The organism is Lactococcus sp. dk101, from assembly GCF_009601055.1.
GTDB lineage: Bacteria > Bacillota > Bacilli > Lactobacillales > Streptococcaceae > Lactococcus.
Map to the genome: position 1 here is coordinate 80,737 of NZ_WITI01000001.1, position 15,960 is coordinate 96,696.

The window sequence follows — 15,960 nt, forward strand, 5'->3', positions numbered from 1 at the left end:
TTCGACTGTTTGCTTCAGCAAACTAGCGAGAATCGACAAGCCAGTCATAGCTATATGAATTCCTCAGTTCCTGAGGTCAACGGTACTCGTATAAAAACGGTTCAGTAGCTCAGCTGCGATTTCGACTGTTTGCTTCAGCAAACTAGCGAGAATCGACAAGCCAGTCATAGCTATATGAATTCCTCAGTTCCTGAGGTCAACGGTACTCGTATAAAAACGGTTCAGTAGCTCAGCTGCGATTTCGACTGTTTGCTTTAGCAAACTAGCGAGAATCGACAAGCCAGTCATAGCTATATGAATTCCTCAGTTCATGAGGTCAATGGTACTCATATTAAAAAGGTTCAGTAGCTCAGCTGGATAGAGCATTCGCCTTCTAAGCGAACGGTCGAGGGTTCGAATCCCCCCTGAATCATTGATAAATCATTACTTTTATTGGTTTATCCTTCGATGTTTTATTTAATCCTTCAACAATGGGTGCCAAACCTCATCCTCGCTTCGTGCGAGATGAAAAAGACGATACTTTCGTGGTATCGTCTTTATTTTTTGTGAAATATAATGTATAGAATTATATATATTTTTTTAATAGTTATAATTATTAATTTAAAATTCTAAATATTGCATTTGTAATCATATCGTGATAAAATTAAGTCATTGAAATAGGATTTATTTCGATAAATTAGGAGCATAAATGGAGGTTTCTTATGTCAAATGAATTAGAAAAAATTCATCGTAGTGTCGGATTTAGTGGTATTCTTTCTGTCATTTTCGGACTGTTGATTCTTTTTTTACCAAATAAAACAGCCAACATTATTGCAACAATCGTTGGTATTGGTTTTATCATTATTGGTATCATCTATCTTGCAACAAATTTCATTAAAAAGGGCGATGAAAAAAGTAAATGGGCTCGTTTAGGTCACATTTTACTTGGTTTTGTTTATCTTTTTGCAGGTTTGTTTGTCTTTATTGATGTCAATGCTGCAACGGATTACCTCTTTATGTTAGTGGGAATTCTTGTTGGTGTTGTATGGATTGTTGACGGAATTGTCAGCTTTACAACATTGAAAAATTTCACTAATAAATTATGGGCAATTTTGCTTGGAATTTTAAGCATTGTCGGTGGAGTTATCTTGGTTTTAATTCCAGTTTGGGGTGCAAAAACATTGTGGCTCTTACTTGGAATTGAATTTTTGATTATTGGTATTGTGAAATTAATTCACTATGCCACATGGCCAAAAAACTAAATCAAGTATAAAAACGTCTCAGACGTTTTTTTTTACGACAAGTGGACTTTGCTTTGATTTTGACAAAAAGCGTCTGAGCTACTTTTTTGCTATAATATAAAACATGACAAGATATAAAGCAATTATTGCTTACGATGGGACAAATTTTGCGGGCTTTCAGACTCAGCATCATCAAAGAACCATTCAAGAAGAAATTGAAAAAGTATTAACGAAATTAAATTCGCATGTGCCTGTGATTTTACAAGGGGCTGGTCGAACGGATTCTGGCGTTCATGCGGCTGCTCAAGTCATTCATTTTGATTTGGAGGGGGCACGCGATGTGGAACGGCTCCGCTTTGCATTGGATACACAGACGCCAGACGATATTGCTTTCAAAAAGGTGGAAATCGTCGCTGGTGATTGGCATGCCCGTTTTGAACCGCATGAAAAAATTTACGAATATTATCTGGAAAATGCGCAAGTGAGAAATCCATTTAATCGCTTGTATTATGCACATTTTCGTTATCATCTGGACGCTGACAAAATGCGCGAAGCCTTGTCATTACTGACAGGAACGCATGATTTCACTGGTTTTACAGCCAGTGGCTCTTCAGTCGATGACAAAGTAAGAACGATTAGCGAAGCCAGCCTTGTCGTCATTGATGATGAGCATATGAAGTTCGTTTTTCGTGGCAATGGTTTTTTGTACAAGCAAGTTCGAAACATGGTGGGAACCTTGATTAAAATTGGCAATGAGCGCATGCCTGTTTCACAAATCAATCAAATATTGGACAGTAAAAACCGAAAATTTGCAGGGCCGACAGCTGCACCAGAAGGCTTGATTTTGAAAGCCGTCATTTATCATAAATGATTGCATTTCATCAGCATTGAAGAAGAAGGAAAAAAATGAGTAAGAAAGTTTTGGCAGTGCACGATATTTCGTGCGTGGGAAGATGTAGTTTAACAGTGGCGTTACCAATTTTAAGCCATTTTGGCCTTGAAACGCGTGTGCTTCCAACGGTACTTTTGTCAACTCATACCGGTGGATTTACTGGTTTTACCTCTCTTGATTTGACCGATGAAATGAAAAAAATAATGGCCGCTTGGCAACCGCTCGATTTGCAATTTGATGCGATTTATTCGGGATATATGGCTTCTGCGGAACAAATTGATGTTTTGAAAACATTGATTTCGACTTATAAAAAGGCTGAAAATATCATGATTATTGATCCTGTCATGGCTGACAATGGTCAACTTTATCAGGTTTTTGATGCAGCTTTCGTTGACAAAATGGCTGAGCTTATTCCATTTGCTGACGTGCTGACACCCAATATTACAGAAGCTTGCTTGCTGACAGGCACTGCTTACGAGTCAGGTCTTCATAATGAAGAATGGCTGTCAGAAATTATTGGAAAACTCCATGCCAAAGGAGCAAAAGTGGTGGTTCTGACAGGTGTTAAATTAGAAACTGGAAAAATCGGTGTGGCTGTCAGTGCTGACAAGCAGTTGCAGATTTATACAGCTGAGGAAATTTCAGGAACTTATCATGGCACAGGCGATATTTTTGGATCAGTATTGACAGCTGGCATCGTGCAAGGACACAAGACTTTTGATGCGGCAAAGACTGCTGTGGATTTTGTTTTAGCAGCCATTCAATCCACGCCTGAAATGCAAGACAAACGCTATGGCGTTGAATTTGAGCAAGTTCTTGCAAGTGGAAAGTTTTTGTAATAAAATGTAAGACATAATAAAATGAGAAAGGCCGACGATGAAAAATGATGCAGCAGATGTGTTGATGCCGACCTCGATAATAAAGGAGTCTCATGAATACGCAACATCGCACATTTAAAATCACGCTGCTGGCAATCCTTGCGGCGCTTACTTTCGTCTTAGGCTGGTTTACAAAAATTCCTATTCCTGGCGGTTATTTTACGCTTCTCGATGCGGGGATTTTTACAAGTTCCATGCTTTTAGGCAAAAAAGAAGGCATGATAGTTGGGGCTTTAGCTGGCTTCCTGAATGATTTTTTAGCAGGCTATGCGGCTTATATGTTTTTTACCCTTGTTATTCATGGGCTTCAAGGATTTACAGGAAATTTAACCAAGCACAAATGGTTGAATTATATCATTTCGACAATCGTAATGGTCGGCGGTTATTTTATTGCCGACATGATTATCGCACACAGTTTGGGTGTTGCTTTGCCTGATTTATTCATCAATTTTGTTCAGACAACAGCAGGCTTTGTGATTGCATTGATTTTGACACCGCTCCTTAAAAAAGCGATTGGAAATAGAGGATAATATGGATTTTAAGAAATTAGAAACAGATACACAAATGATTATCGATGATGTTATCGAAAAATCTGGCATTAAAGCAGGTCAAATTTTTGTTTTAGGTCTGTCTTCAAGCGAAGTTAATGGTGGTTTGATTGGCCATGCTTCATCTGCTGAAATCGGTGAAGTAATTGTAGGTGTGATTTATAAGACCTTGAAGGCCAAAGGGATTTATTTGGCTGTACAAGGTTGCGAACACCTGAACCGTGCGCTTTTGATTGAACAAGAATTGGCTGACAAAAAAGAATTCGACATTGTGAGCGTCATTCCTCAGCTCAATGCGGGAGGAAGCGGTCAAGTTGCTGCTTATAAGTTAATGGAAAATCCCGTTGAAATAGAACATATCACAGCAGTTGCAGGTCTTGACATTGGAGATACCAGCATTGGCATGCATGTTAAACACGTTCAAATCCCATTGCGCCCCGTTTTGAAAGAACTGGGAGGCGCACATGTTACAGCGCTCAAATCACGTCCTAAGCTGATTGGTGGCGTTCGCGCAAAGTATGCAAATTAAAAAAATCCTTACTTTGAGAATAATTAGTTGACAAGTTCTGATGAATTCGTGTATAATTAAGTTCGGGCACTGGTTTTCAAAATGAAAGCTGGTAAATACAGAAGCTCCCCATAGGGGGAGCTTATTTTTGTTTTTCCCACTGATTAATTTGTAAATATCAAAAATCTCTTGTTTTTCGTAAGATGAACGAAGCGATTTGAGACAGAAAAAGGAGAAGTCATGTCAACGAAGTACATTTTTGTTACAGGTGGTGGTACATCATCAATGGGGAAAGGGATTGTTGCAGCGTCACTCGGACGTTTGCTTAAAAATCGTGGCCTTAAAATCGCTGTTCAAAAATTCGACCCATACCTTAATATCGACCCAGGAACAATGAGTCCATATCAACACGGGGAAGTTTTTGTCACCAATGATGGCGCTGAAACTGACCTTGATCTCGGTCACTACGAACGTTTTATCGATATTAACTTGAACAAATATTCATCTGTATCATCAGGTAAAGTTTACAACGAAATTCTCCAAAAAGAACGTAAAGGGGAATATCTTGGGGCAACAGTTCAAATGGTTCCTCACGTAACTGATACAATCAAAGAAAAGATCATGCGTGCTGCTACGACAACTGACGCCGATGTTATCATTACTGAAATCGGTGGAACAGTGGGCGATATGGAAGGAATGCCAATGATTGAAGCAATCCGTCAGATGAAATCTGATATGGGTGCTGAAAATGTCATGTATATCCATACTGTTCCAATTCTTTACTTACGCGCAGCTGGCGAATTGAAAACAAAAATCGCACAAAATGCGACAAAGACTTTGCGTGAATTTGGAATTCAAGCCAATATGCTCGTGCTTCGTACAGAAGTTCCTGTCACAAATGAAATGCGTAATAAAGTTGCCATGTTCTGTGACGTAGCTCCAGAAGCAGTCATCCAATCTGTTGACGTTGAACACTTGTACCAAATTCCATTGAACTTGCAAGCACAAGGCATGGACCAAGTGGTTTGTGATCACCTCAAAATCAATGCACCAAAAGCAGACATGACAGAATGGTCAGCCATGGTTGATAAAGTCATGAACTTGAAGAAAAAAGTCAACATTGCAATGGTCGGAAAATACATCGAAGTACCAGATGCTTACATCTCAGTTGTTGAAGCATTGAAACACGGTGGTTTCCCACTTGATGCTGAAGTCGATGTGGATTGGGTTAATGCCAATGACTTGACAGATGAAAATGTTGCAAAACGTCTTGAAAATGCAGACGGTGTGATTGTTCCTGGTGGTTTTGGTCACCGTGGAACAGAAGGAAAAATCGCTGCCATCAAGTATGCGCGTGAAAACGATGTGCCATTCCTCGGCGTATGTCTTGGGATGCAATTAACAACCATTGAATTTGCACGTAATGTCCTTGGCATGAAAGACGCCAACTCATTTGAATTAAATCCAGATACAAAATATCCAGTTGTTGACATCATGCGTGATCAAGTTGACGTGGAAGAAATGGGTGGTACACTTCGTTTGGGCTTGTATCCTGCGAAACTTAAACCAAATACAAAAACAGCGGCAGCCTATGACAATGCAGAAGTTGTTCAACGTCGCCACCGTCACCGTTATGAATTCAACAATAAATACCGTGATCAATTTGAAGCAGCTGGCTTCACATTCTCTGGTGTCAGCCCTGACAACCGTTTGGTAGAAATTGTCGAACTCTCTGACAAGAAATTCTTCGTGGCATGTCAATATCACCCAGAATTGCAATCTCGTCCAAACCGCCCAGAAGAACTCTATGCGGCATTTGTTAAAGCTTCACTCGAAGCATCAGAAAGTAAATAATAAAAAAGTCTGTGCAAACAGACTTTTTTTTATCGGTAAATATTTTTTGATAGATATCGATCACTCCCATCTGGGAAAATCGTAACTAATATACTTCCTTCAGGCAAGCGTTTGATTTCTCTTAAGGCAGCGGCAAAAGCAGCACCACTAGAACTTCCGACTAAGAGTCCTTCGTTTTTTGCAAGGAGACTGACCAGTTTGAACGCTTCTTCATCAGAGATGGTTTCGTAAGCACTGACAGCAAGCGATTTGACAAATGGTGGGATGAATTCCACACCGATGCCTTCAATGTCATGTCCGTGAGCGGGACCACCGTTCAAAATTGAGCCTTCGGGTTCAACGCCAATCAGTCGAATGTCGGGTTGAACCGATTGGAGATACGCACCGACACCAGCAAAGGTTCCACCGCTTCCAAGCCCTGCAACAAAGCTAGTGATTTGACTGCCTAAATCTTCGACAAGTTCTGGTCCAAGGCTTTTGAAATAGGCATCAGGATTGTCAAAATTTTCAAATTGCAAAGGCAGATAGGCATTTTCCATGCTGTCTCTCAAGTCTTTAGCTTTTTGAATGGCAGCAACAATGCCACCTTCTGTCGGCGTTGAAACAATCTCAGCACCTAAAGCCCGCATCAGTTGTTGCTTTTCAAGACTGAATTTTTCGGGAACTACAAAAATTGATTGAAGTCCCAGTTGCGACGCTGCCAATGCAAGTCCAATCCCAGTATTTCCAGCAGTAGGCTCAATAATTGTAGTTTCAGCGTTGATTTTTCCTTCTTTTAGGGCTTGTTCCAGTAAATACTTCCCCAAACGGTCTTTGACACTGCCACCTGGATTTAAAAATTCCAATTTGGCATAGATTTTTGAACCCTCTGGAATTCCATAGGCTGGATTTGTGATTTCAAGAAGCGGTGTATGTCCCACGGCCTCTAAGATTGAATGTATAATCAAAAGATACTCCTAACACTTTTTATCGTTCATTTCTTATTTTAACAAAAAGCAGACGGACTGACGATAAAATTATTTAAATACGGTGATTGAAAGCAATAAAAAACATTGTCAATGGACAATGTTTTCATTTACGGCGGCTAATTCTTCATCGTCGTCAGTATTTTCTTCAATATTATCAAGGGTTTCTTCGAAATCATCCAGTTGATCTTCGACATCATCAAGCCGTTCACGAATGTCTTGATTTTGTTGATAGACCTCGTTGAGCAAGATTTGAATGTCGCCAAGCATTTCGGTTTGGATTTTTTGAATTTGCATGTTGGACGTTTGATCGTCCATCATCAGATGATCCAGTTTTTCATGGAGGGCTGCAACGCCTTTTTCAGATTTGATGTTGGTCTGAAAGTCATTCTTGGCAGTCAAGCGGTCATGATCGGCTGCTCGATTTTGACTCATCATGATAAGTGGAGCCTGCATGGCAGCAGTGACAGAAAGAAATAAATTGAGCAAGATGAAGGGATATTTATCCCATTGAAGCCCAAAGAAGAGGCCTGTCACATTCAAGAACATCCAAACAATGAGAATGCCCGTATAAATCAAAATAAAATTCCATGAACCAACAAATTCAGTGACTTTGTCAGCAGCTTTTTCACCTAAAGTTTCTTGAGCTTCAAGTTGTTCTTCGACGTCATGAATTTCAAAGTTCGCTTTTTCAAGTTCTTCATTGAGTCGGTCATTGACAGTGAAATTTTTCTGTAAATCCAAGTGAAACAAGGTATCAAGCACTTCCAAACGGAATTTGACCTGATGTTCATTACAAATAAAACTATGCGAGTGTGAGGCTGGATAATCACGTTTGATCACCGTCTGCAAACTCGGGTCAAGATTTTCGAGATAGTCGCCGCCTGATACGCGGTGAATTCGTCCGTTGACCAGACAGATTACTTTATTAGATGCAAGTGGAGCCATAATTGGTGTGGCTTCGGCGTGAATAACAAAAATGCAAAACAGCACAACAAAAGAAGCAGGGTGTGGCTGTTTTTATTTTAGAACAGAGAAAGAAACAGGAGCGTGCAAAAAAGCGTCCTGCGCTAATAACCTTTGTGGTAAATCATCAAAATCTGCGTTCGGGGGTATAGGGGTGTCGCTATTCAAACTGAAGCACTCTCCTTTCTTTTGTTTCTTTTTGTTCTGCTTTGAGAACATTCCTTATTTATTATAACCTCTTTTGTCATTTTTTTCCTCTATAAGCATTATAAAGTATAATAAAGCATTTTTTGCAAATAAAATAACTCTAATTCGATAGGATTAGAGTAACTTTATAATTGTCATTGCTGACAAGAATTTTACTTGCTTTCAGAAGGTTCGATGACAGCAATATTGCTGACCAAGTAAACGAACAAACCGAAAATAAGTGAGACAATAAGCGTCCAAAACACATTGTCAGTAACGCCAGCAAGTGCTGTCATGATGTAGCCGGCAACTTGTCCGATACAAACTGACCAAAAAAGTGCAACAACAAGTTTCATTTTTTTGCCTCTTTCCAATAGGTTCTTCAAAGCCCAAGTATAATACAAAAGCTTGATAATGTCAAGTTTCTTCAAGAGTTAAAAAGCTTAAAACATGTCCGATTATGAAAAAGTACAAAGCCGATTGAAGCTTGTGAAATCAAGCTTTTAAGCGGTTTTTAAATTGAGACTCATCTTGAAAAAAAGTCAAGATTATGCTACAATAAAAGAACTAATCTCAAGGAGAAATCACAGCTTTTTTCTTTGAAAATAAGCTGAAAAGAGACCGAAAACTCTTTTTTTTTCGAGAGGACAAAAGTAAGAAAGGAGCCTCATGTTCGCTTTATTAAACACCAAAACAGAATACAATTTTTTGGACAGTGTTGTTCGTTTGGATGACTATATTGACCTCGCTCAACGTTATGGCTTTCATTGCATTGGGATTTGTGATCAAGGTAATCTGCACGCTGCCTACCAATTTATCAAAAAAACACAGCAAAAAGGAATGCAAGCAGTCGTTTCAATCGAACTGGCTTTTGAGCTTTTTGGTTTTCCAATGACCATTGCTTTTGTCGCGAAAAATACAGTGGGTTACAAAAACTTATTGCGGATTTCGACGCTCCACAATCAAGAACAAAGACGGTTTTCAGACATTCAATCTCATCTTGAGGGGCTTGCCTTAGTCGTTCCAGAAGCTTATAGCGACCTGTCAGCGCTGACAGAGCTATCTCAGCAGTACGAAATTTACGTAGGCATTACTCAGCAAACGCGACCAGAGACCGTTTTTCAGTTGCCTACCTTGCCATTCCCATCTGTGCGCTATTTAAGCCGTGCAGACAATGCCACACTTGAGGTCTTGCACACGGTGCGGGATGGTGCTACATTTGATGACACAAAAAATTTGGGCACACAGGAGCTCTTGCAAACGGCTGACACTTATGAAAAATACTATCAGAAGCATTTTCCACGAGCTTTGGCAAACCTGTCAGCACTGACAAAATCGATTGCTTATTCACTTGATGAGCAGCTCGAATTGCCTCGCTTTGACAAAAGTAAAAATCCTGCTGAACAGTTGAAGATGCTTGCCATGCAAGGCTTAGTAGATAAGCATTTGCAAACTGATGCATACGTCAACAGGCTAAATGAGGAGCTGTCTGTCATTCACCAAATGGGTTTTGACGATTACTTTTTGATCGTTGGTGATTTGCTTCGTTATGCCAGAGAAAATCAGATTTATTGTGGAATGGGACGTGGATCCGCAGCGGGATCGCTGGTGGCTTACGTCTTACAAATCACACAGGTTGACCCTGTTAAGAACCATTTGTTCTTTGAACGTTTCCTCAATCCTGAACGCGTCGCCATGCCCGATATTGATATTGACATGCCTGACGACCGTAGAGGACAGTTACTTGCTTACATGAAACAGCGCTACGGGAGCGTCCATGTGGCACAAATCGTTACCTTCTCAACTTTTGGGAAAAGACAAGCCCTGCGTGATGCCGGTAAAGCATTTGGCATGACCGAAATGGAGCTTGGACAACTGACGAAAATGTTGTCTCGCCGTTATGACAGTCTGTCTGCCGAATATGAGAATAACCCTAAATTTAAGGCTGAATTACTAAAAAATCCAAAACTTCACAAGATTTATGAGCTGGCAAGACGGATTGAAGGAATGCCAAGACAAACATCTACGCACGCCTCAGGTGTGGTCTTATCAGATGAGTCTCTGGTCAATTACGTGCCATTGAAGCCATCTGACGACTTAAGCCTGACGCAATATGAGGCACCAGACGTTGAAGCCTTAGGATTGCTCAAAATTGACTTTTTGGGGCTGCGAAATCTGACCTTGATTTCACAAATGCGTCAATTGGTCCAAGAACAAGAAAAAATAGATGTTGATCCGCTTCAAATCAATCTTGAAGATGAAGCCACTTTGGCATTGTTTAGAGCTGGAAACACCATGGGGATTTTTCAGTTTGAAAACCCACAAATGCGTCGTTTCTTGCGCAATTTAGCACCGACAAAATTTGACGACATCGTTGATGCAACGTCAATTTTCCGTCCCGGGCCAAGCCAATTTATTCCAGAATTCGTGGCCAGACGGCATGGAAAAGAAGCAGTCCCACTCATCGACCCATCAATCGATGAAATCCTTGGGACTACTTATGGAATCATGATTTATCAAGAGCAAATCATGCAGGTTGCCCAACGTTTTGCAGGATTTTCTCTCGGGAAAGCAGATTTGCTGCGTCGTGCCATTTCTAAGAAAAAGGGAAATGAATTTGAAAAACTGCGGGAAGAATTTTTAGCAGGAGCCATAAAAGAAGGGCATACTGCCCAACAATCCAAAAGCATTTATGAATTGATTGAGCGCTTTGCAAACTATGGTTTCAACCGCTCTCACGCTTATGCTTATGCAGCTCTGGCCTTTCAGATTGCTTATTTTAAAGTTCATCATCAGGCGGCCTTTTACGAAATCCAATTTCAAGACCGCAAACGAGAACTGATGATTGCAGATGCTATCGAAAATGGCCTTCAAATCGAGTCCCCATCCATCAATCAGATGCCTTATCATGACCGTGTTCGTGCAGGAAAAATATATCTTGGCCTTTCGCACATTCAAAATATTCCACGTGATTTTGCTTTTTGGATTGTGGAAAATCGTCCCTTTGAGTCTGTCGAGGATTTCATCCGCAAATGTCCTGAAAAATTCCAGAAAGTTGAACTAATAGAGCATCTGATTAAGATTGGAGTGTTTGATAAAATGGAAAATAATCGAGGAAAGTTATTAGCAAATGTGGCTAATTTGATTGATTATATCCAAAATATTCAACTTGACTTGTTTATCAATTCGCCTTTAAAATTCAGTTTTCAAGCCGCTGATGATTTAAGCCAAGCTCAAAAATATGAGCAAGAAAAAACGGCTTTAGGTGTCGGAATAACGCCACACCCATTGCAAAGTTTGGCTCAACACTATGCCGGCCAATTCAGCCCCTTTGCTGACTTAAAGAAAAATCAACGGGCGACAGTTTTGGGCGAAATTCAGTATATCCGAACGCATCGGGCAAAAAATGGACAAAATATGGCTTTCTTGACGATTTCAGATAGTCAAAATCAACTGGATATTACGCTGTTTCCTGAATTTTACAGAGCCTTTCAAAATCAACTTGAACAAGGAAAATTTTATTTTTTCACTGGAAAAGTGACAGAACGCAATGATAATTTACAGCTAGCTGCTGACAAGATTGCTCCGGCAGAGCTGACAGACCGCAAACTTTGGCTGAATTTGACTGACGCAAGTAAAAACACACGGCTCAATCAAATTTTACGGGAATTTCCAGGCAATCATCAAGTCATTTTACATTTTGCAGATAAAAAAACGACCACTCAAACCAACATTTACGTGGAAGAAAGTGATCAGTTAATCAAGCGCTTGACAGGTTATGCGCAGAATATTATTTTTAAATAAAAAACGAGCAAGGCTCGTTTTTTTATTATCCCATAAAGCCATACACAGAAAACCACATCAAAATGGCTGCGATAAGAACAAAGATATGCCAAACCACGTGTGCATAGGGGAATTTGTAGTGATAAAAGAGCGCCCCTAAAGAATAAGTCACTCCACCAGCTACCAAAAGCCAAAATTGGAGTGGCGTAATGGTATTCCACAAAGGATAGATTGCCAATAAAATCATCCACCCCATCAAAATATAAAGCAGGGTCGAAGACTTTGGAACGCTGTTCCAACGCGGTAAATAAATGGCAGTCAAGGTAATGCCGACAATGGCACAAGCCCAGATGACTCCAAAAATTGTCCAGCCTAACCAGCCTTTGACAGCCACTAAACAATAAGGTGTATAAGTTCCCGCAATCAAGAAGTAAATCCCGCTGTGGTCAAAAACTCGAAAAACTTTTACTGCTTTGGTAAAATGCAAACTATGCGCTAAAGTCGAAAATAAGAAGAGCAAGATTAAAGATGCCCCATAAATGCTTGCAGAAACAACCTGCATGGCTGAACCACTCGCATTGGCTTTGATTAAAAGTAAAACTAAACCAGCAATCGCAAGCCCCAAACCAATCCCATGTGTAATGGAATTGAAGACTTCATTGATGATTAGGTATTTACGAGATTCAATTTTTTCCATAAAACCCTCATTCTAAATTGAAACTAATATACTCGAAATTTTCTGTCAGTAATGACGAAAATAAAAAATGATAATAATACATCATTTTGCCTTAAAATATTAACTTGGCAAAGAAATTTTAACGAAAACTATCTTTTTTCGTCTTTCCACCTGAAAATTTGATATAATATATAATATCATAAATCGTATAGAAAAGGAAATGAGTTTTTTGACAGAAAGCTAGCTTCTGTCAGTACTGATGGATTTTTATTAATCAATTTGTAGTAAGTAGAAACTTAATTTGGAGACATTATGGCAATTAAAATTGTGACAGATTCATCAATTACGATTGAACCTAAAATCGTAGATGACCTGGACATTACCATCGTTCCGCTTTCAGTAATGATTGATGGCGTATTATATTCCGACGCAGATTTGGAATTAGATGAATTCATGGAAAAAATGGCAACTGCCAAAAATTTACCTAAAACGAGTCAACCACCCGTCGGTGTTTTTGCTGAGGTCTATGATAAATTATCTGAAGAAGCAGATGAAGTGATTTCGATTCACATGACAGATATTTTGTCTGGAACAGTTGAAGCAGCACGTCAGGGAAGTATTTTATCAGGAAAAAATGTAACAGTTATTGACTCTGATTTTACTGACCAAGCGCTCAAATTTCAAGTGGTTCAAGCAGCGAAAATGGCAAAAGATGGTGCAAGCAAAGATGAAATCTTAGCTGCAATCAAGAAAACACGCGAAAATACAGAACTTTATATTGGCTTTTCAACGCTTGAAAACATGGTCAAAGGTGGCCGCGTTAGCCGTATGACTGGACTTTTTGGAGCGCTCTTGAATGTGAAAGTTATCGGGACACTTAAAGACCATGAATTAGGTACTTTAATTCGTGGGCGTGGTAATAAAACCTTTAACCGTTGGCTTGAAGATTTAGCTGCTTCAATCAGTAGCTCAGGTCGTGCCATCAAAGAAATTGGAATTTCACACGTTGAAAGCCTCGAATTTGCACAAAATGCGAAAGACACCCTGCAAAAATTTGTTGAGAAACCCATTGCTGTTTTGGATACAAATTCGACCATTGCAACGCATACAGGACCTGGTGCGTGGGCAATCATGATTAGTTATGAATAAGATGAAAAAAATAGTGATACAAGTTGCTGGCTTCCTGCTGGCAACTTTACTTATATTTACTGCCCTATGGTTTTCAATTCCTAAAGCAGGAAATTTGCTGACCAATAAGACGGCAAGCATAAAAAATCAGAAAAATATTAAGCTCGTGGCGCTTGGAGACTCCCTAACAGAAGGCGTCGGCGATACAACAAAGCAAGGAGGATTTGTCCCACTCTTTGCTAAAGCAATCGAAAATTCAGAGCATAATACAATTACTGTAAGCACTCAAAATTTCGGTAAAGCTGGCGATACAAGCACTCAGATTTACAAGCGAATGACCACGAACACTAAAATTCAAAAGGCCTTGAAAACAGCAGATGTCATCACGCTGACTGTTGGTGGAAATGATGTCTTGAAAGTTTTTAGAGACAATATCACAGAGATTTCAAACATGAGTGAAAAGGACTTTGAGAAGCCCGCTGAGCTTTATCAAAAACAAGTTGAGGAAATATTTGCTCAGATTAGAAAAGTCAATCCCAACGCACAGATTTACGTGCTGGGTATTTATAATCCTTTCTATCTCAACTTTCCAGACATTAAAGCATTCCAAAATATCATTGATAACTGGAATGCGGCGACTGAGAAGGTCGTCAAGGCACAGCAGCGGGCCTATTTTGTACCAATCAATGATTTGCTCTACAAGGGTGCCGATGGACAAGCAGTCGATGCAATTGAGTCCAGCAAGACGTCAACGGATGAAATCGTCAATGAATTACTTTATTCTGGCGACCATTTCCACCCGAACAATACGGGCTATCAAATCATGGCAGATGCTGTTTTTGAGCGTTATGTCAAAGAAAATCACTAATCAAAACGGAGCACGTGCATGACCGAAAATAATGAAAATATAGAAACTCAAGCAGCAACTCAACCAATCGAAAAAAGAAGCCAGTCAAAAACCCCAAAAATAAAAAAAGAAAAAACAAATAAAAAATTCTCCATTTGGAAAATCCTCTTTTTGCTTTTACTTGCATTTAACTTAGCAGGCTTGATTTTTGTGGCTGTTCGAGTAACAAGCTTGAGAGATGAAGCCAGCTTGTCAAAAGTGACATCAACTGTAAAAAGTGGGCAAAAGATTGCCAGCATTTCAAGTACGACAGACAGTCTCAATCAAGTCATTAACAGCTATCTTGACAAAAATCAAAGCAAAGATTTGACTTATAAATTTTATATCTCTGATCGTTATGCTGTTTTCAATGCAGATTATAAAATTTTGGGGACAAAAGTGCCACTCTATATTTATTTTGAGCCGGTAGCCTTATCAGATGGTTCGATTAGCTTGAGTGTGTCGAGTATTTCGGCAGGTACATTGAGTTTGCCGACCTCAGAAGTCTTACTCATGGCTAAGTCTTACAAGCTTCCAGCATTTGTTGAAGTCAAAAGTTCAGCCAATCAAATCATTCTTCATCTGAATAAAATCGAGCTTGGCAATGATTTGTTTGTCAAAGCAAATCAAATTGACCTTCCTTCTGGAAAATTTATTTTTGATTTAATGAAAAAAGATTAAAAATCAATAAAAACGGTGTTAAATCGCCAATTTAGCTTGCAAAGACGGGCAATATTTGATAAAATAAACAGTGCCTAAGTAAAAGGTAAAAAATAAATGGAGGACATTTTTAAAATGGCTAACAAACAAGATCTTATCGCTGAAGTTGCAGCAAAAACTGGTTTGACTAAAAAAGATTCAGAAAAAGCAGTTAACGCTTTCGGTGAAGCAGTTACAGAATTCCTTGCTAAAGGTGAAAAAGTACAACTTATTGGTTTTGGTACTTTCGAAACTCGCGCTCGTGCAGCTCGTGAAGGTCGCAACCCTCAAACAGGCGCTGCAATCAAAATCGATGCAACAGTAGTTCCTGCATTTAAAGCTGGTAAAGCACTTAAAGACGCAGTTAAATAAGAATTAATTATAAAACAGAGACATCGCAAGCCTTGCGGTGTTTTGTTTTATTTCGTCATTACTGCGTCAAAAAAAGCTGTCAGTTCTGACAGCTTTTTCTTATGCGTTTTTCTTTTGAAAAAAGTAATTCAATAAGCCAATGAGTGACACCACAGCCCAAACACCTTCAAGTGCCACAAAGCCCCATTGTTGAAGATGGAGGGCATCCAGTGCCAAAATGGTTGAACCGATGGCATTGAGAAACAGATAAATCAGACTGCTGGCTTTCAAAAGCCCGATTTGTGCCAAAATAAAGGCAATCAAAATCAAGGCAGAGCCAAAAACTTGTAGTAACATGAGTATTCTCCTTAAAATTACGCCGTCGTGCTTACCTGGTACGGTGTTTGTCGTCAGGAGAAA

16 protein-coding genes and 1 tRNA gene are annotated in these 15,960 nt (G+C 39.5%); 12 read left to right on the plus strand and 5 right to left on the minus strand.

Going from position 1 to position 15,960, the window contains the following annotated elements; genetic code table 11:
• Positions 1–338: 338 nt before the first annotated feature.
• The 7 genes from GHI45_RS00455 to GHI45_RS00485 all read left to right on the plus strand — a co-directional run bounded on the left by GHI45_RS00455 (position 339) and on the right by GHI45_RS00485 (position 5,900).
• Positions 339–412 (plus strand) — tRNA-Arg (locus GHI45_RS00455).
• 289 nt (positions 413–701) lie between these two features.
• Positions 702–1,241: an HdeD family acid-resistance protein gene (locus GHI45_RS00460; RefSeq protein ID WP_147779194.1), complete on the plus strand. Its 540-nt coding sequence runs from the start codon at positions 702–704 to the stop codon at positions 1,239–1,241.
• Between the two features lie 103 nt (positions 1,242–1,344).
• Positions 1,345–2,091 carry a tRNA pseudouridine(38-40) synthase TruA gene (gene truA / locus GHI45_RS00465; RefSeq protein ID WP_147779195.1) on the plus strand — a complete coding sequence of 249 codons (747 nt, stop codon included), beginning with the start codon at positions 1,345–1,347 and terminating at the stop codon, positions 2,089–2,091.
• Between the two features lie 35 nt (positions 2,092–2,126).
• Positions 2,127–2,951 (plus strand): pyridoxamine kinase, encoded by an 825-nt coding sequence (locus tag GHI45_RS00470; RefSeq protein ID WP_147779196.1) that lies wholly within the window; start codon positions 2,127–2,129, stop codon positions 2,949–2,951.
• A gap of 92 nt (positions 2,952–3,043) precedes the next feature.
• The gene (locus GHI45_RS00475) at positions 3,044–3,520 is read left to right on the plus strand and encodes an ECF transporter S component (RefSeq protein WP_147779197.1); all 477 of its coding nucleotides are present in this window, start codon (positions 3,044–3,046) and stop codon (positions 3,518–3,520) included.
• Position 3,521: 1 nt separating this feature from the next.
• Positions 3,522–4,067, plus strand: a complete 546-nt coding sequence (locus tag GHI45_RS00480; protein ID WP_147779198.1) for a TIGR01440 family protein — start codon at positions 3,522–3,524, stop codon at positions 4,065–4,067.
• 219 nt (positions 4,068–4,286) lie between these two features.
• Entirely contained in the window at positions 4,287–5,900 is a 1,614-nt protein-coding gene (locus GHI45_RS00485) for a CTP synthase (RefSeq protein WP_147779199.1), read from the plus strand.
• A gap of 29 nt (positions 5,901–5,929) precedes the next feature.
• Here GHI45_RS00485 and GHI45_RS00490 read toward each other — a convergent pair whose 3' ends face one another.
• From GHI45_RS00490 to GHI45_RS00500, 3 genes are all read right to left on the minus strand, one after another.
• Positions 5,930–6,847 carry a PLP-dependent cysteine synthase family protein gene (locus GHI45_RS00490; protein WP_147779200.1) on the minus strand — a complete coding sequence of 306 codons (918 nt, stop codon included), beginning with the start codon at positions 6,845–6,847 and terminating at the stop codon, positions 5,930–5,932.
• Between the two features lie 108 nt (positions 6,848–6,955).
• Positions 6,956–7,813: a DUF1003 domain-containing protein gene (locus GHI45_RS00495; RefSeq protein WP_147779201.1), complete on the minus strand. Its 858-nt coding sequence runs from the start codon at positions 7,811–7,813 to the stop codon at positions 6,956–6,958.
• 377 nt (positions 7,814–8,190) lie between these two features.
• Positions 8,191–8,373: a DUF2929 family protein gene (locus tag GHI45_RS00500; protein WP_147779202.1), complete on the minus strand. Its 183-nt coding sequence runs from the start codon at positions 8,371–8,373 to the stop codon at positions 8,191–8,193.
• 313 nt (positions 8,374–8,686) lie between these two features.
• Between GHI45_RS00500 and GHI45_RS00505 the strand changes: the two genes are divergently transcribed.
• Positions 8,687–11,821 carry a DNA polymerase III subunit alpha gene (locus GHI45_RS00505; RefSeq protein ID WP_147779203.1) on the plus strand — a complete coding sequence of 1,045 codons (3,135 nt, stop codon included), beginning with the start codon at positions 8,687–8,689 and terminating at the stop codon, positions 11,819–11,821.
• A gap of 25 nt (positions 11,822–11,846) precedes the next feature.
• Here GHI45_RS00505 and GHI45_RS00510 read toward each other — a convergent pair whose 3' ends face one another.
• Complete coding sequence (locus GHI45_RS00510; protein WP_147779204.1) at positions 11,847–12,497, minus strand: hemolysin III family protein; 651 nt, start codon at positions 12,495–12,497, stop codon at positions 11,847–11,849.
• A 291-nt stretch (positions 12,498–12,788) separates the two neighbouring features.
• Between GHI45_RS00510 and GHI45_RS00515 the strand changes: the two genes are divergently transcribed.
• From GHI45_RS00515 to GHI45_RS00530, 4 genes are all read left to right on the plus strand, one after another.
• Positions 12,789–13,625, plus strand: coding sequence for a DegV family protein (locus GHI45_RS00515; protein ID WP_147779205.1), 837 nt, complete (start codon positions 12,789–12,791; stop codon positions 13,623–13,625).
• Entirely contained in the window at positions 13,618–14,472 is an 855-nt protein-coding gene (locus tag GHI45_RS00520) for an SGNH/GDSL hydrolase family protein (protein ID WP_147779206.1), read from the plus strand. Before GHI45_RS00515 ends, GHI45_RS00520 begins: the two co-directional genes overlap by 8 nt.
• Before the next feature lie 18 nt (positions 14,473–14,490).
• The gene (locus GHI45_RS00525) at positions 14,491–15,171 is read left to right on the plus strand and encodes a YpmS family protein (RefSeq protein ID WP_147779207.1); all 681 of its coding nucleotides are present in this window, start codon (positions 14,491–14,493) and stop codon (positions 15,169–15,171) included.
• Positions 15,172–15,285: 114 nt separating this feature from the next.
• A complete protein-coding gene (locus GHI45_RS00530; RefSeq protein ID WP_147779208.1) occupies positions 15,286–15,561 on the plus strand; it encodes an HU family DNA-binding protein in 276 nt (91 codons plus the stop codon).
• 99 nt (positions 15,562–15,660) lie between these two features.
• Here GHI45_RS00530 and GHI45_RS00535 read toward each other — a convergent pair whose 3' ends face one another.
• Positions 15,661–15,897, minus strand: a complete 237-nt coding sequence (locus GHI45_RS00535; RefSeq protein ID WP_153497372.1) for a hypothetical protein — start codon at positions 15,895–15,897, stop codon at positions 15,661–15,663.
• Between the last annotated feature and the right edge of the window lie 63 nt (positions 15,898–15,960).

Bases quoted from the DNA above. Each gene is read 5' to 3' on its own strand.
- GHI45_RS00460 (WP_147779194.1), top strand. From the start codon at position 702: ATGTCAAATGAATTAGAAAAAATTCATCGTAGTGTCGGATTTAGTGGT.
- truA (WP_147779195.1), top strand. From the start codon at position 1,345: ATGACAAGATATAAAGCAATTATTGCTTACGATGGGACAAATTTTGCG.
- GHI45_RS00470 (WP_147779196.1), top strand. From the start codon at position 2,127: ATGAGTAAGAAAGTTTTGGCAGTGCACGATATTTCGTGCGTGGGAAGA.
- GHI45_RS00475 (WP_147779197.1), top strand. From the start codon at position 3,044: ATGAATACGCAACATCGCACATTTAAAATCACGCTGCTGGCAATCCTT.
- GHI45_RS00480 (WP_147779198.1), top strand. From the start codon at position 3,522: ATGGATTTTAAGAAATTAGAAACAGATACACAAATGATTATCGATGAT.
- GHI45_RS00485 (WP_147779199.1), top strand. From the start codon at position 4,287: ATGTCAACGAAGTACATTTTTGTTACAGGTGGTGGTACATCATCAATG.
- GHI45_RS00495 (WP_147779201.1), bottom strand. From the start codon at position 7,813: ATGGCTCCACTTGCATCTAATAAAGTAATCTGTCTGGTCAACGGACGA.
- GHI45_RS00500 (WP_147779202.1), bottom strand. From the start codon at position 8,373: ATGAAACTTGTTGTTGCACTTTTTTGGTCAGTTTGTATCGGACAAGTT.
- GHI45_RS00505 (WP_147779203.1), top strand. From the start codon at position 8,687: ATGTTCGCTTTATTAAACACCAAAACAGAATACAATTTTTTGGACAGT.
- GHI45_RS00510 (WP_147779204.1), bottom strand. From the start codon at position 12,497: ATGGAAAAAATTGAATCTCGTAAATACCTAATCATCAATGAAGTCTTC.
- GHI45_RS00515 (WP_147779205.1), top strand. From the start codon at position 12,789: ATGGCAATTAAAATTGTGACAGATTCATCAATTACGATTGAACCTAAA.
- GHI45_RS00520 (WP_147779206.1), top strand. From the start codon at position 13,618: ATGAATAAGATGAAAAAAATAGTGATACAAGTTGCTGGCTTCCTGCTG.
- GHI45_RS00525 (WP_147779207.1), top strand. From the start codon at position 14,491: ATGACCGAAAATAATGAAAATATAGAAACTCAAGCAGCAACTCAACCA.
- GHI45_RS00530 (WP_147779208.1), top strand. From the start codon at position 15,286: ATGGCTAACAAACAAGATCTTATCGCTGAAGTTGCAGCAAAAACTGGT.
- GHI45_RS00535 (WP_153497372.1), bottom strand. From the start codon at position 15,897: ATGTTACTACAAGTTTTTGGCTCTGCCTTGATTTTGATTGCCTTTATT.